Source organism: Dyella solisilvae, from assembly GCF_003351225.1.
Lineage (GTDB): Bacteria > Pseudomonadota > Gammaproteobacteria > Xanthomonadales > Rhodanobacteraceae > Dyella > Dyella solisilvae.
The window spans coordinates 141,152-157,036 of sequence record NZ_QQSY01000006.1 but is presented as its reverse complement, the minus strand read 5'-3'; the positions used below and the strand labels follow the sequence as shown (position 1 = coordinate 157,036).

Sequence of the window (15,885 nt, the reverse complement as noted above, 5' to 3'; positions counted from 1 at the left end):
GGCAGGACGGCGTGTGGCAGCATCCTTCGGATCAGCCATGCACGACCACGGAGCCGCCATGACGGATCCCTTGCACACCCTGATCCGCGAACTTGAGCAGGACCACACGCTGGAGCAGCCGGAGCGCCTGCGCGAACGCGTCCACGCGCTCGACCGGCTTGAAGACCTGCTGCTGCACGTCTCCGACGCTCGCGCCTGCGACGGCCCACTGCGCCAGCGCGCACAGGCGCTGCATGCCAGGCTCTCGACCGTCCAACAACGTCTGTGCGAAGCGATTCGGCAAGCGATCAAGCAAGGCGCGGGCTCACAGGTTCTGCATGGCTGGACCACACCGGGCCAGTCGCCGGTGGCCGACGGCTACGATCACCTCGATGCACTGGTCAGTGACGTGCTGGCCTTCGAGGAACCGACCGACGACATCGCCTCACTGGACGCGGACATGGTGTTCTACCAGCCCACGCCGGCGCGCCATGTGCTCGACCTGATCGATCGCGCCGCCATCAGCGACCGGGACGTGCTGGTCGACCTCGGCTCGGGACTCGGCCACGTGCCGCTGCTGGTGTCCATCTGCACCGGGGCGCACTGCATCGGCATCGAGCGCGAGACGGCGTATGTCGAGGGCGCCCGTCGCAGCGCGGCGTCGCTGCAGCTCGACCAAGTCCGTTTCATGGCGCAGGACGCGCGCGAAGCCGACCTGTCGCGCGGCAACCTGTTCTATCTGTATACGCCGTTCACCGGCGGCATCCTGCGCCAGGTACTGGATCGCCTGAAGCAGGAAGCCAGTCATCGCGAAATCCGTCTGGCCACTTTCGGTCCGTGCACGGACATCGTTGCCGCCGAGCCGTGGCTGGTGCCGTCCTGTCAGCCGGGGTCCGACCGCATCACCGTGTTCAAAGCCTGCAACGCCTGAACATGAGCGTCAGCCGCCACTGGGCGGCGAGGTCAATCGCGGCCCCGATCCCATCATCTGCAGGGCGCCATCAGGCAAGGCATCGGGAGCGCCAGTGAGCAGCGCCTGGTCCTTCACCCAGGGCGCATTCTGACGCGGTCCCGGGATGTACACGTCCCAGCTGCCGTAGCCTTTATGCGCCTTGGGACCGCCGTATGTCCCCAGGTCATAAACGACCGGTACGCGAACGTCCCAGTACGGGGCATTGGCGTCCTTGCCCTCCGTAGGCGCGTTGAACGTCCACGTTTTGGCGGCTCTCAGCGCTGCATCGGCCAGCATCTTGCGGAAGCGGTCCATGTCGTGTTCCGCGCCATACTGGTCGAGGTTCACCTGCTCGGCAACCAGCTCTTGCACCTTGCCGTCGCGACCCACGCGAATCAACAGGTAGGCAGTGCCCGACACCCCCCAGTTGATGGCTTCCCGTGGGTAGGACGGAGCGGGGCGGGCCTTGTAGGTCAGCGTGGTTCTCGATCGGTTGTCGTAGTCGCCAAACGACTCGCCCGCGATGACGATGCGGAAGCTCTTGTCGTCGATGGGTTCGGCGACCACACGCACGCTCATCTTGCTGGTGATCACACTGGCTGGCTTTCCGTCGAACGTCAGCGTCCAGTGCGCCATGTCGCGATTGATCGCCTCAACGACCGATGCGGGGAGCTTGTCCGACTGGTCCAGGGAATAGCCATTCACCGTCCCGTCCGGGTTCGCTTGCACGGTGCCGGTGACCAACATGGTGGCCTCGGCAGTCTTGCGTACGTCATTGGCGCCGGCGTGGGCGGTCGCGGAAGCGCAACCCAGCAGCAGGCAGAACCCGATGGCTATCCCCTGCTTCATGTTGACGCCTCTCCCCCGAATGGCGTTCGAGAGTCTAGGGTCTGCGCCGAGCGCCCTACAACCCTTTGATAGCCAAGGGCCGACGACGCCGGCGAGGCCTAAAACCCGGCGGTGGCGTTACACTGGCGCGTCCGAAGAGCCGTACCCGAAGGAACCCGCATGACCGAGCGCAACGAGTCGACCGAAGTCACCCGCGAACAGGCCGAGGAGGCCGTGCGCGTCCTGCTGCGCTGGTCGGGTGAGGATCCGAGCCGCGAAGGTCTGCTCGATACGCCCAAGCGCGTGGTGAAGGCCTACCGGGACTGGTTCTCCGGCTATCAGGTCGATCCCGGCGAATACCTGCGTCGCACCTTCGAGGAAGTGGCCGGGTACGACGAGATGGTCGTGCTGCGCGACATCGAGTTCGAAAGCCACTGCGAGCACCACATGGCGCCGATCATCGGTCGAGCCCACGTCGGCTACCTGCCGACCAACCGCGTGGTGGGCATCAGCAAGCTTGCCCGCGTGGTCGACGCCTACGCTCGCCGCTTCCAGGTGCAGGAAAAGCTCACCGCGCAGATCGCGCAGTGCATCCAGGAGAACCTGCATCCGGCCGGCGTGGCCGTGGTGATCGATGCGAGCCATGAATGCATGACCACGCGCGGCGTGCACAAGCGCGGCGTGTCGATGATCACCAGCCAGATGCTCGGCGCGTTCCGCGACGACGCGCGCACGCGTTCGGAATTCCTGCAGTTCATCGGTATCCGCGGCGGCAACCACCGTTGAGCCAGCGCGTTTGATGTTGCCGATCGATAGCGCGGACGCCGACGAGCGTCTGCAGGACGTACTGCGCGAGGGCATCACGGCCGAGGACCTGCCGGCGGTATTTCCGCTGCTGCGTGGCCGCGGGCTGCTGCGCGCCTTCAGCGCCCTGTTCCACGGTGGCGAGGCCCAGGTGCTGCTGCGCCTGCTGGTGCTGCGCACGCTGGGCGCGCGCGCGCATGCGCCGGAGTGGACGCCTGCCGAGATCCGCGACCAGCTCGCCTTCGTCGAGCCGGTCAAGCTGGAAACCGTGGTGCAGCGCCTGAAGGAACACGAGCTGCTGAGCTGGGATAGCGAGACGCTGCGCTACCGGATCAGCCCGCTGGGCCGCAAGGCGCTGGCCGCGGTATCCACCCTGCTGGAATTCGAGCGCGACGACGAGGACGGCCTGGGCTACCTCACCGCGCAGCTCGCCGCCGGCCAGGCAGTGGGGCGCATTTCCGCAGACGAACTCGGCCACCTGCTGTCGCGCCTGTCCGAACTGAAGGAAGACTTCGACCGCGCGGTGCTGTCCGGCTCCGAGCACCGCATCCGTCGCGCCGCCGCGCGCCTGGATTCGGTGTGGACCTGGGTGGAGAAAGGCACCGAGGTGGTGCGCGCGATCGCCGATAGTGACGAGCTGGACTCGGCCAAGCATCGTCTCGCCCAGGCCGTTGGTCGCGCGCAGAGCGCGTTGCTGCGCCAGGCCGGCGTGTTCCAGCGCGAGCTCAACAAGATTGACCAGCACCGCGTGCACCTGGGCCGCACCGGCTTGTCCTCCTCCGACCTGGTGGCCTGGCTGCGCTCGCTCACGCCGGATGCGCTGACCCAGTACGCCGACGAGGCGCATCGGCTGCCGATCCAACCGCCCTTCGTGCAGGACCAGATCGCGCTCGATGTGGCCGAGTACGAACTGCTCGAGCGCGAGCGCGTCGCCGCCGAAAGCACCGAGCTGCCCAGCGCGGAAGCGACGCCCACCACGCACGACCTGCCGATCGACGAAGAAGACCTCTCGCCGTTGCTCGACTGGCACGGCGTGCTGGCGGCGGTGACACAGCCGTTCGAACTCACCGACGCCTTGCGCGGCGACGACTACGCGCTGAGCGCCTATCGCCTGTCGCTGCTCGGCCTGCTCGGCGACCCTGAATCATCCGCGCTGCAGGGGCCGACCGCCGATCTCGCGCGGCTGCCGTTGAAGCTGGAAATTGAACCCCGCCTGGTCGACCCGGGCCTGGCGGCGATCGCGCTGGTAAGCGCGGGCCGCCTGCATCCCAAGGAACCCACCGATGCATGACGACATCGCCGCGCTGATCGCGCGCCTGCTGTCGCAGCGCTGGCTGCCGCGCGACGACACGCAGGCACGCAAGGCGCTGCTCGACGAAGCCTTTCGCGAAGAACTCGACCGTCGCCTTGCCGCGGTGGGCCTGGAGCTGCGCGAGCACCCCTACTCCGCCTATATCGGCGTGGCCGTCACCCGCAGCGCCGAGCGCCAGGTGTTCGGCGGCAGCGACAGCTGGATCTCCAACACGCTGCAGCTGGACCGTGACGCGGTCGCGCTGCTGGTGGTGCTGTGGGCGCTGATCGTGCTGCCCAAGCGCCAGCGCCAGCTGGAGCGCCAGCAAGCAGAGGCCGATGCCTCGCAGACGCAGATGTTCGCCGAGGCCAAGCCGATCTCGCGCGATCCATCGCTGTCGCCGGTGGTGGCCGAACGCACCCTGCTCGCCGACTTCGGCGACAAGCTGGGCGGCAAGACGCGCGTGAACTTCAATCTCGGCGTGCTCAGCCGCCACGGCTTCATCGTGCGCCGCAAGGGCGAGCTGGCCGAAGGTCCGTTGCTCGACCTGGTGTTCGATTACGAGCGCACCGCACGGCGCATCCTCGACGGCGCGCTGGGCGACCTGCTGGCCAGCCTCACGCCGCGCGACGACGTGAACGACAACGACGAGCCGCTGTACGACGATCGCGACGGTGACGTGAATGACATCAGCGAAGACAGCGAAGTGACCCACGATGTTTGATTTCCGCAGCCTCGAAGTCATCCACTGGGACTACTGGCAGCGCTTCAGCCTGCCGCTAGATACCAACATCGTCACCGTGGTCGGCCCCAACGGCTCGGGCAAGACCACCCTGCTCGACGCGCTGCGCACCCTGCTCACCATCGACTGTGCCGGAAACCGCGACTACAAGAGCTACCTGCGCCACAACGGCAAGCCTTTCGCATGGCTGCGCGCCCGCGTGGGCAACCCGCCGGGGCCGCGCGGCGAGCGTCCGTTCTTCCCGATCATGGACAGCGAAGTCACGCTGGCCGTGCGCATCCAGAAGAAGGGCGGCGAATGGCAGCGCCAGTACGCCGTGCTCGGCGGCGACGTCAGCGTGGACGAGATTGAGGCGCGCAACGACTGGCTGGGGCTGCGCGAATACCGCGTGCGCCTCGAGGGCGCCGGCCTGTCGCAGGCGATTCGCCGCGTGCTGACGCTGGAACAGGGCGCGACCGACAAGCTATGCCAGATGCCGCCGAAGGCGCTGCTGGACCTGGTGTTCGACGTGTTCGGCGACAAGAGCGTGCTGGAGGACTACCAGCGCGCGCGCAACGAACAGGCCGAAGCCGATCGCGAGCTGCACGGACTGGAGCACCAGCTCTCGCTGATCGGCGTGAGCCTGCAGGAGGCCGAAGGCCGCGTGCGCTCGTGGCAGGAGTGGGACGCGCTCAAGCACGAGCACGCCGACCTGGTCGCCGAGACGCTGCCGCGCACCGAGCTTTCCGAGTTGCATGCCGCGATCCGCGGCGCCCGCCCGCAACTGCTGGGCCTGAAGCGCAAGTGTCGCGATCTCTCGGCACGCGACGTGGAACTGCAGCTGCAGTTGCAGTCGCTGGACGCCTGCGAGGAATCGCTGCGCGGCGAGCAGCACGCCGCCGACCAGGCGCGCCAGCAGGCCAAGCAACAGCTGGACGAGGCCCGCCGCGCCGAAACCGAAAACGCCACCTTGCTCAAGCAGGAGCAGCACCTGCGCAAGCTGGTCGCCGAGCAGGACGGCGCCGACCACGAAAAGCAGGGCAAGCAGCTGGTCGAGGCGCGCAGCCAGCTTGGTCGCCTGCAGAACGAGGAAGCCCGCTTGCGCGAGCAGCTGAGCACGCTCACCGCCCAGTTGGGCGCGTGGCGGCGCGGTCAGCGCTATACGCCGGAATTCGAACAGTCGTTCCGCCGCGCGCTGGATGACGCCGGCATCGGCCATAGCATGCTGAGCGAGATCGTGGAGATCACCGAGCCGCGCTGGCAGGCGGCGGTGGAAGCGGTGCTGGCCGGTTATCGCCATGTCGTGCTGCTCGATCACCCTCGCGATCGCGAGGCCGCCTGGCGCCTGGGCGAGCAGCATCGTTACAAGCACTTCGTGGTAGCCGAGCGCGCGCCGACGATGGCGCCGACCCGCGGCTCGCTGCTGGAGGTGGTCGATTTCACCGCCGACGCACCGGAATGGCTGCTGCGCCAGCTCGACCGCATACGGCGTGTCGAGGACGTGGCCGACGGCGCCAAGCTGGGCAAGGACCAGGACTGGATCACCCCGCAGGGCTATTTCCGCGAACGTCGCGGCGGCCGCCACCTCGGCGTGGACGATGTCTACTTCGGCAGCGCGGCGCGCGAGCGGCAGTTGCGCGAAGGCGAGACGCGCCTGCAGTCGATCGAACAGCAACTACGCACGATCGCCGAACAGCGCAAGCAGTGGCAGCAGCAGGCCGGTGATGCCGAGAGCCTGCTGCGTGGCGCCAACGCCAGCGGCCAGCTCGCCGATCGTGCCGACGAATTCGCCGAAGCGCATGAGGCCCAGGCCGCCTTGCAGGACGACGTGCAGCGCTGCGCCGACAGCTACTCCGCGGCGGAAGCCCACTACGAAGCCGTGCGCGAGAAGCGCCAGCAGAACTCCCGCCAGCGCGACAACGAGGCGCGCGATCACCGCCAGGCCCAGCAGCAGCTGGCCGACAGTGCGCGCCAGTACAACCAGTTTCGCAACGAACAGATCGACCGCCTCAAGGCGTTCCGCCACAAGCGCAACCACGTGCGTCCGGCCCACCGCAGTGGTCGCGCCATGGCCGAGCTGCGCGAGCGCTACGAATCGCCCGCCGCCGTGCGCCGCGAGATCGAGCGCATCGAGCGCCGCCTCAACGAAGGCCACTGGGAAACCGACGATGGCGTGCTGCCATTGCGCGACAAGTTTGCCAACGACCACGATGGCCTGAAGCAGGACCTGCAGCGCCGTCGCGTGCACCTGGAGCGCGCGGCGCGCATCACGCATGAAGCGCGCGCCGCCTATCTCAACGTGCTGCGCAATACGGTCAAGCGCTACGCACGCAACCTGAAGACTCTGGCGGATCTCGCCGGCATCGGCGTGGAAGTGGAACTGCCGGAGCTGTCCAACGAGGACCTGGCATTGGCCCAGGCCGGCCTCAACGTGCGCTTCGAGTTCGACAAGAAGGGCTGGATCGGCATGGACGACGGCGAAGCCTCGGGCGGCCAGCAGGTGATGAAGTCGCTGCTGCTGCTGGTGGCGCTGATGCGCGACGAAGATCGGCCCGGTGGCTTCGTGTTCATCGACGAACCGTTTGCGCACCTGGACATCTTCAACATTGACAAGGTTGGCGCCTTCCTCAAGTCCACGCGCGCGCAGTACATTCTGACCACCCCAGCCACGCACAACATCAACGTGTTCCAGCCCAGCGACCTCACTCTGGTCACCAGCAAGCGCCGCCCCGGGGCCACCTGGGCGCAGCCACTGGCGGTGCTGCGCCGGCGCACCGAGGCGGCGTGATGGCGCGCAGGGCCGCCCTCGCCGCCCTGCTCCTGCTGCCGCTCTGGGCCCGCGCCCAGAGCACGCCCGAGGAATATCTGCGCGAGTTCGACACCGACGGCGACGGTCGCGTCAGCGAGGCCGAATACGTCGCGCACATGAGCGAAGGCTTCTACCGCCTCGACCTCAATGGCGACGGCGTGCTCGAGTCGGATGAATTGCCTGGCGGCCATGGCAAACCGATCACGCTCAAGCAGTACCAGGACAATCTGCGACGGCAGTTCCACAAGCTGGACCGCAATCATGACGGGTATCTGGATGCGCGGGAGCTGACGCAGCCGCCGCAGGGGTGAGGGTATTTGGCCTTTTGGGTCTCAGCTCTCCATTCCAGCGAAAGCGAGGATTCAGATTGCCGCGCACTCTTCCACTCGTCATCCCAGCAAAAGCTGGACGGAGCGCGAAGCGCGTAGAACGCCCGCAGGGCGGCCCCGAAGGGGCGAGCGAAGCGAGTCATCCAGTGACTTTGCTCTGCGTCCAGTGGGTGCGTACCCGCAGGATCCGGCCCGCACGGCGATCAAGCCCCGCGCCGTGCCCCTCGGAAACTCCGTTCTTTGGAAGTCGAGATGCCGCCGGCGGCGCTGAATCAAAGAGCAAAAGGCACTGGATCCAAGCTTTCGCTGGGATGACGAACAGGAAGGCATGGCGCAAGTTCCAAAACGCCAAGCGCCTAGCAGGCACCGACCCTACCCCTTACCGCACCGCACACACACCGTCACACGCAATCGGCTATGGTGCGTGCTTCACTGCCTGCGACATCCATGGACCAGCCAGCCGCCACCGATTTCCAGCCCCGCCGCCGCGCAGCGATCGTGCTGATCTACATCACCGTGGTGCTGGACATGCTGGGGTTCGGCATCGTGATCCCGGTGCTGCCTCACCTAGTCGAGCAGCTGGCGGGTGGTGGCATTTCCAATGCTGCGTGGTGGGTCGGCGTATTCGCCACGGTGTTCGCCTTCGTACAGTTCGTGTTTTCGCCGGTTCAGGGCGCCCTGTCCGACCACTACGGACGTCGTCCCGTCATCCTCATTTCCAACGCGGGGCTGGCGATCAATTTTGTGCTGCTGGCCCTGGCGCCTACGCTGTGGCTGCTGTTCGTGGCCCGCGTACTGCTGGGCATGACCGCCGCCAGCTTCACCACGGCCAACGCCTACATCGCCGACATCACCCCCAAGGAGAAGCGCGCGGCCGCCTACGGCATCCTCGGCAGCGCGTTCGGCCTGGGCTTCATCATCGGCCCGGGCGTGGGTGGTTTCCTGGGCCATTACGACCTGCGCCTGCCATTCTGGGTGGCGGCGGGGCTGGCGGCCTGCAATTTCCTGTACGGGCTGTTCGTGCTGCCCGAGTCGCTGCCCAAGGAGCGCCGTACGCCGCGCTTCGAGATGCACAGCGCCCATCCTCTCGGCTCGCTGGCCCTGCTGCGCCGCTACCCGCTGGTGCTGGGACTGGCGATCGTGATGTTCCTGGTCTATCTGGCCCACTACGTGCTGCAGACCACCTTCGTGCTGTACGCCGACTACCGCTACAACTGGGGCCCGCAAGCGGTGGGTTACGTGCTGATGCTGGTGGGTGGCTGCGACGGCTTCGTGCAGGCGGTGCTCACCCGCCGGCTGGCGCCCAAGCTGGGCGAACGCCGCCTGATGCTGGGTGGCATGCTGTGCGGTATCGGCGCGTTCCTGGTGATGGGCCTGGCCGGCAGCGGCGCCGTGTTCCTGCTGGGTGTGCCGCTGATGGCCTTGTGGGGGCTTTCGCAGCCACCGATTCAGTCGCTGATGACGCATCAGGTCGATCCCGGCGAGCAGGGGCGCCTGCAGGGCGCCATCACCAGTCTGGCCAGTTTCGCGGGAATTTTCGGGCCGTTCCTGTTCGCCCAGGTGTTCTCGTTCTCGATTTCCCCGGCTTCGCCCTATCACCTGCCCGGCCTGGCCTTCGTGCTGGCGGCCGTGCTGCTGGCCATCGGCACCATGATCGCGGTGCGCGTCACGCGCCATACGCACGATCTGGCCCGTACCGACGAATCCGCCGACGTGGCGGTGACCGCCGAGCTTTCCTCGGTGGTTCCGCTGCAAGGCAATGTCACTCCCCCTGAACATTCGGAGCATTCCCCATGAGCTTGTCGATGTACCAATCCTCCGCCCCCGTCTTCCTGCGTGCCCTGCACAACCTGCAGCACGTGCTGCGCAAGGGCGAGGCGCACGCGGAGGCGCGCAAGTACGACGCGGCCCTGCTGCTGCAGGCACGGCTGACGCCCGACATGTTGCCGCTCACCCGCCAGGTGCAGATCGCCACCGACATGGCCAAGAACGGCTGCGCCCGTCTGGCCGGCGTGGAGCCGCTGAAGTTCGAGGACAACGAGTCCACCTTCGCCGAGCTGCACGCGCGCATCGACCGCGCCGTCGAATACATCAAGCACTTCAAGGCGGACCAGATCGACGGCAGCGAGACGCGCACGGTCACCATCAAGACGCGCAGCGGCGAACAGCAGTTCGAAGGCCAGGGTTACCTGCTGCACTACGTGATCCCCAACCTGTTCTTCCACTGCACCACTGCCTACGCGATCCTGCGTGAGGCCGGCGCCGAGCTGGGCAAGGCCGATTTCCTCGGCAAACCCTGATCGCCCTCGCCATCCCGGCGCGAGCTGGGGTCCAGGGCCTCTGGTTGAACCACAGACTCGCTGGATCCCGGCTTCCGCCGGGATGACGCTCGCCTGATCAACGCGTTTCGCAACCACTTGATTGCGCCGGACGGCAAACCCACTAAGGGTGGGTCCCGCCCAAGCCCGGAAACGCCCCATGCCTGCTCCCAGTTCGCTCAAGATCGACTTTGTCTCCGACGTGGTGTGCCCGTGGTGCGCCATCGGCCTGAAATCTCTGGAAGAGGCCCTGCAGCGGCTGGGTGACGATGTATCGGTGAACCTGCACTTCCAGCCATTCGAGCTGAACCCGCAGATGGCGCCGGAAGGCGAGGACATCGGCGAGCACCTGGCCCGCAAGTACGGCAGCACTGCCGAGCAGATGCGCCAGAACCAGGAAGCCATCCGCCAGCGCGGCGCCGACGTGGGCTTCACCTTCAACATGGACAAGCGCGGCCGCATCGTGAACACCTTCGATGCACACCGCCTGCTGCACTGGGCAGCGCTGGAAGGTCGCCAGCCCGAGCTCAAGCAGGCCCTGCTGGCAGCCTATTTCACCGACGGCCGCGACGTCAGCTCGCGCGACGTGCTGGTGGAAGTAGCCGGCTCCATCGGTCTGGATGCGGCGGTGGCCCGCCAGGTGCTCGACGAGGGCCGCTACGCCCAGGACGTGCGCGCGCAGGAGCAGTTCTATCAGTCCCAGGGCATCCGCGCGGTCCCCTCCGTGATCGTCAACGACCGTTACCTGATCCAGGGCGGTCAGCCGGCCGAGGTGTTCGAGGAGACGCTGCGCAAGATCGCCGCCGAGGCGTGATCCTCGGCGAGGCTGCTGTCCACAAGAAGGAAAGGGGCATCCGTTCTAGGAGGCCGCCCTGTGCGCGCTGACCGCTCCACGCCCCGGCGCCCGGACATGCGAAAATGCGGGGCTATCAACGTCCGAAGCCTTTGCGCATGCTCCGACTCACCGACCTCAAGCTCCCGCTGGACCACCCCGAAGGCGCCATTGAAGCCGCCGTGCGGGCCCGGCTCGGGCTGGGCAAGGACGCGCTGCGCGCCGTCCACCTGTTCCGCCGCGGCTATGACGCGCGCAAGCGCGGCGACATCCAGCTGATCTACACGCTGGACGTGGAACTGGCCGACGAGGCCGGCGTGCTCAAGCGCCATGCCGGCGACAAGCACGTGCAGCCTTCGCCCGACACCAGCTACCGTTTCGTTGCCAAGGCGCCGGAGGATCTCGGGCAGCGCCCCATCGTGATCGGGCTGGGCCCGTGCGGCCTGTTCGCCGGCCTGCTGCTCGCGCAGATGGGCTACAAGCCGATCATCCTCGAGCGCGGCAAGGCGGTGCGCGAGCGCACCGTGGACACCTGGGGCCTGTGGCGCAAGCGTCAGCTGGAACCCGAATCCAACGTGCAGTTCGGCGAAGGCGGCGCCGGCACCTTCTCCGACGGCAAGCTGCACAGCCAGATTTCCGATCCGCACCATCACGGCCGCAAGGTGCTCAGCGAATTCGTGCAGGCAGGCGCGCCGGAGGAAATCCTCTACGTCAGCAAGCCGCACATCGGCACCTTCCGCCTGGTGACCATGGTGGAGAACATGCGCGCGACCATCGAGTCGCTGGGCGGCGAGATCCGCTTCAAGCAGCGCGTGGAGGATTTCCTGGTCGACACCGACGCCGATGGCGCGCGTCGGATGCGCGGCGTGGTGCTGGCTGATGGCCAGCAGCTGCTCAGCGAGCACGTGGTGCTGGCGGTGGGCCACAGCGCACGCGACACCTTCTTCAAGCTGCACGAGCGTGGCGTGTACATGGAGGCCAAGCCGTTCTCCATCGGCTTCCGCGTCGAGCATCCGCAGTCCATCGTCGACAAGGCGCGCTTCGGCCCGCAGGCGGGCCATCCCATCCTTGGCGCCGCCGACTACAAGCTGGTGCACCATTGCAAGAACGGGCGCGCTGTCTACAGCTTCTGCATGTGCCCGGGCGGCACCGTGGTCGCAGCCACCTCCGAGCCGGAGCGCGTGGTCACCAACGGCATGAGCCAGTACTCGCGCAACGAGCGCAATGCGAACGCCGCGATCGTAGTGGGCATCGATCCGAAGGACTTCGCCGCCTATGACGACAGCGGCAGCCCGCTTGCCGGCATCGCGCTGCAACGTGCCTTGGAATCGCGAGCCTATGAACTGGGTGGCCGCAATTACAGCGCGCCAGGCCAACTCGTCGGCGACTTCCTGCGCGGCAAACCCTCCAGCGAATTCGGCGAAGTGCAGCCCTCGTACAAGCCGGGCGTGCATCTCACCGACCTGGCGCCGGCGTTGCCCGATTACGCCATCGAAGCGATCCGCGAGGCGCTGCCGGCCTTCGATCGCCAGATCAAGGGCTTCGCCATGCACGACGCGGTGCTGACCGGCGTCGAGACGCGCACCTCCTCGCCCGTGCGCATCCGCCGCGGCGAGGACTATCAGAGCCTCAATACCCGCGGCCTCTATCCTGCCGGCGAAGGCGCCGGCTATGCCGGCGGCATCCTCTCCGCCGCCGTCGACGGCATTCGCGTGGCCGAGGCCTTGGCCCTCGCCATCAACGCCGGTCACTGACGCCCAGGCCGCTCACCGACCAGCTTCCGGGATTGCCCACGCGTGGACGTGGGTTTCCCGGACGGGGCTTGTCGCCAAATCGCCAATTTAGGGCTGGCTCGTCAACTCTGCGTCCGCGTATCGTGATCGAATCGTAATTTCTTGCCGTCAATCGAGCGGCAAGCCCCTCGCCGACGCTGATCCCCAAGAGTGACGTTGCCAGACGTCGGCTCCCGATAACTCTATGCCCCGTAGGGAGACGGACGCATGAAGAAGCCCGAAACCACCCGCAAACTGCTGGCCATGGCCTGCCTGGCGGCGCTTGCCGCACCAGCCATGTCGCAAGATGCTGCGCCAACCAACGCCCAGCCGGCCGACGCCACCAACGCCACCAAACTGGAGGCCATCACCGTCACCGGCACCCGTATCTCGAACCCGAACGTGATCTCGCCCACCCCCATCAGCGTGATCTCGGCCGCCGAGATCAAGTCGACCGGCGCGGTCAACATCGGCGACCTGATGACGACCATGCCGCAGCTGTCGACCACCTACACCATGGGCAACTCGGGCCGGTACATCGGCACCGCCGGCGTCGCCAGGCAAGACCTGCGCAACCTGGGCTCGAGCCGAACTCTCGTGCTGGTCAACGGTCGCCGCTTCGTCGGCTCCAGCGCTGGCGACACGGCGGTCGACGTGAACCTGATCCCCGCCGACTGGATCGAGCGTGTGGAGATCATCACTGGCGGCGCATCGGCGGTGTACGGCGCCGACGCGGTGACCGGCGTGGTCAACTTCATCCTCAAGAAGAACTACCAGGGCGCCAACCTTCACGCGCAGCTCGGCACGTCCGAGCACGGCAGCTTCAACAAGGGCCTGTTCTCGCTTACCGGCGGCATGAATTTCGACAACAACCGCGGCAACATCGCGGGATCGGTCGAGCATAGCGAACAGGACGACGTGATGTTCCGCGATCGCTTCGGCCACAAGGCCTACGCGACGATCAAGACGCCGAACGGCCCGACCGACACTGCGCTGTTCAACAATGCCGGCGGCTATACGCGCGTCGACGCCGGCACGTTCTCGCTCGGCTCCGCCACGGACATCGGCAGGCGCTACGTGTTCAATCAAGATGGCAGCATCCGCAAGCAACAGTTCAACGGCATCTACGACAACGCCGGCTACTGCCAGGACTGCGACCGGTCCGACAACAACCAGTACGTCCAGCTGCAGCCCAGGTACGGCCGCACGACGCTGAGCACCATCGCCAGCTATGACGTGACGCCCGAGCACAAACTGTACTTCGAGGGCACTTACAGCCACGTCGACGTCAAGACCTACTCCTCGCCGGCCTTCGACAGCACCCGCGCCGGTGGCCGTGGCTACGTCATCACCCGCGACAACGCCTACATCACGCCGGACCTCGCCGCGCTGATGGACGCCAACAAGCTGCAGTCGATCCGCGTCTCCCGCATCGACGGCGACGCCGGCGTCCGCGGCGAGGACACCAAGCGCGATACGGGCCGAGCGGTATTCGGCGCCAATGGTGTGATCGCCAGCGACTGGCAGTACGACGCCTCGCTTGACTATGGCGTGACGGATGAGACCCGCCACAACCTCAACAACCGCATTCACGACCGCTTCTTCGCCTCCATCGACGCGGTGCGCGACCCGAAGACCGGCAACATTGTCTGCCGCTCCACCATCGATCCGAACTACGTCAACCCGAACCACATCAACGTCGCGCAGAACACCCGCGGCGGCGTACTCGACCCTATCGCCCTGGGCAGCGGCTGCGTGCCCACCAGCATCTTCGGCGCCGGCGTGATCAATCCGGCGGCGGCGCAGTGGTTCAACACCACGACCACCACTAGCTCGCGCCTGACCCAGTTCGTTGGTGGCGGTTCGGTGACCAACAACAACCTGTTCGAGATGCCGTTCGAGGCGGGCGCCGCCAGCCTCGCCGCCGGCGTCGAATACCGTCGTGAGACCAGCCGCCAGACCACCGATCCGCTGGACCAGCAGGGCCTGACCTTCCTCAACGCCATCCCAAACTCGAGCGGCGAATACAACGTCAAGGAAGGCTACATCGAAACCGCGATGCCACTGTTTTCCGGCCGGCCGTTCGTGCAGAACCTGACCTTCGACGCCGCAGCGCGTTTCTCCGACTACAACAGCATCAGCCACACCAAGGCATGGCGCTGGGGTCTGGACTGGTCAGTGGTCGACGACCTGCGCCTGCGCGGCACGATGTCCAGCGCCGTACGCGCGCCGAACATCGGTGAACTGTTCGGCGGCCAGACGCAGAACTTCTTCAGCGTGACCGATCCCTGCTCGATCAACCAGCTGAAGAACGGCAAGGATCCCTCGGTTCGCGCAGCCAATTGCGCGGCGCTCGGCATCCCCGCCGGATGGCAGTCCACACGCACATCCACCATCCAGGGCGTCTCTGGTAGCAACCCGGACCTTAGCCCGGAGAACGGCCGCACGTGGACCGCCGGCATGGTGATCACGCCGCGCTTCCTCGACGGCTTCGGGCTGACGCTGGATTACTGGAACATCCGGCTCACCAACGCGATCACCGCTCCCAGCGGCACCGACATCGCCAACCGTTGCGTGGACGCGCCCAACGGCATCGGCAACCTGTACTGCCCTAACGCGGCACGCGATCCGGTCACGCATGAGCTGGTCTCGATCCGCTCGGTGTACCAGAACATTTCGGCGCTCAGCACCTCGGGCGTGGATATCGGCGCGTACTACAGCACGCAGGTGGGCAACGGCAACCTGAGGCTCAACCTCAACGCGACCAAGGTGATCGCGTTCACCGAGCATCCGTTCCAGGACGATCCGGATTCCACCATTCAGGACAACGGCACGCTGGGTTATCCGAAATGGAAGGCCTCGCTGTTCACCACCTACGCGTGGAACAACTGGGCGTTCAACTGGAACATGCGCTACTTCTCCTCGATGCTGCGCGTCAGCAACGAGAGCTACCAGTCCAACCCGACCCAGACCATGCCAGTCAAGGCGGGCACAGGCTTCTTCAACGACGCCAGGGTCAGCTATGCCATCGCCAACAGCGGCTGGCAGGTGTATGGCGGCATCACGAACGTGTTCGACCGCGATCCGCCGGTGAACTTGTTCGGCACCGGTTTCGGCTCGGGCCTGTACGACGCCATCGGCCGCGCCTACTACGCGGGCTTCAACTACAACTTCTGACCTGGGTGGCAGCCCTGGGGCTTGGGGTGAAGGGGCCGGCTTCGGCTGGCCCCTTCTTTTCGCACGCAAGGTC

Annotated in this window: 12 protein-coding genes; 11 read left to right on the top strand and 1 reads right to left on the bottom strand. The window is 66.5% G+C overall.

Features of this window, described 5'->3' with window-relative positions:
• Window positions 1-58: 58 nt before the first annotated feature.
• Window positions 59-910, top strand: coding sequence for a methyltransferase domain-containing protein (locus tag DVT68_RS18065; RefSeq protein ID WP_158543543.1), 852 nt, complete (start codon window positions 59-61; stop codon window positions 908-910).
• Between the two features lie 9 nt (window positions 911-919).
• Here DVT68_RS18065 and DVT68_RS18060 read toward each other — a convergent pair whose 3' ends face one another.
• Complete coding sequence (locus tag DVT68_RS18060) at window positions 920-1,780, bottom strand: energy transducer TonB (protein ID WP_114826593.1); 861 nt, start codon at window positions 1,778-1,780, stop codon at window positions 920-922.
• A 159-nt stretch (window positions 1,781-1,939) separates the two neighbouring features.
• On the opposite strand from DVT68_RS18060, the gene folE reads away from it, so the two are divergent.
• The 10 genes from folE to DVT68_RS18010 all read left to right on the top strand — a co-directional run bounded on the left by folE (window position 1,940) and on the right by DVT68_RS18010 (window position 15,812).
• Entirely contained in the window at window positions 1,940-2,545 is a 606-nt protein-coding gene (gene folE / locus DVT68_RS18055; protein WP_114826592.1) for a GTP cyclohydrolase I FolE, read from the top strand.
• Between the two features lie 13 nt (window positions 2,546-2,558).
• Window positions 2,559-3,854 carry a hypothetical protein gene (locus DVT68_RS18050; protein WP_114826591.1) on the top strand — a complete coding sequence of 432 codons (1,296 nt, stop codon included), beginning with the start codon at window positions 2,559-2,561 and terminating at the stop codon, window positions 3,852-3,854.
• The gene (locus DVT68_RS18045; protein ID WP_114826590.1) at window positions 3,847-4,578 is read left to right on the top strand and encodes a hypothetical protein; all 732 of its coding nucleotides are present in this window, start codon (window positions 3,847-3,849) and stop codon (window positions 4,576-4,578) included. The genes DVT68_RS18050 and DVT68_RS18045 overlap by 8 nt, the downstream gene beginning before the upstream one ends.
• The gene (locus DVT68_RS18040) at window positions 4,571-7,363 is read left to right on the top strand and encodes an AAA family ATPase (RefSeq protein WP_114826589.1); all 2,793 of its coding nucleotides are present in this window, start codon (window positions 4,571-4,573) and stop codon (window positions 7,361-7,363) included. Before DVT68_RS18045 ends, DVT68_RS18040 begins: the two co-directional genes overlap by 8 nt.
• Entirely contained in the window at window positions 7,363-7,695 is a 333-nt protein-coding gene (locus DVT68_RS18035) for an EF-hand domain-containing protein (protein WP_114826588.1), read from the top strand. The genes DVT68_RS18040 and DVT68_RS18035 overlap by 1 nt, the downstream gene beginning before the upstream one ends.
• A 465-nt stretch (window positions 7,696-8,160) precedes the next feature.
• Window positions 8,161-9,510, top strand: a complete 1,350-nt coding sequence (locus DVT68_RS18030) for a TCR/Tet family MFS transporter (protein ID WP_114826587.1) — start codon at window positions 8,161-8,163, stop codon at window positions 9,508-9,510.
• Window positions 9,507-10,013: a DUF1993 domain-containing protein gene (locus DVT68_RS18025; RefSeq protein ID WP_114826586.1), complete on the top strand. Its 507-nt coding sequence runs from the start codon at window positions 9,507-9,509 to the stop codon at window positions 10,011-10,013. Before DVT68_RS18030 ends, DVT68_RS18025 begins: the two co-directional genes overlap by 4 nt.
• A 178-nt stretch (window positions 10,014-10,191) precedes the next feature.
• A complete protein-coding gene (locus DVT68_RS18020; protein ID WP_114826585.1) occupies window positions 10,192-10,845 on the top strand; it encodes a DsbA family oxidoreductase in 654 nt (217 codons plus the stop codon).
• A 137-nt stretch (window positions 10,846-10,982) separates the two neighbouring features.
• Window positions 10,983-12,617, top strand: a complete 1,635-nt coding sequence (locus tag DVT68_RS18015) for an NAD(P)/FAD-dependent oxidoreductase (protein WP_114826584.1) — start codon at window positions 10,983-10,985, stop codon at window positions 12,615-12,617.
• Between the two features lie 246 nt (window positions 12,618-12,863).
• Window positions 12,864-15,812: a TonB-dependent receptor domain-containing protein gene (locus tag DVT68_RS18010; protein WP_114826583.1), complete on the top strand. Its 2,949-nt coding sequence runs from the start codon at window positions 12,864-12,866 to the stop codon at window positions 15,810-15,812.
• Window positions 15,813-15,885: the final 73 nt, after the last annotated feature.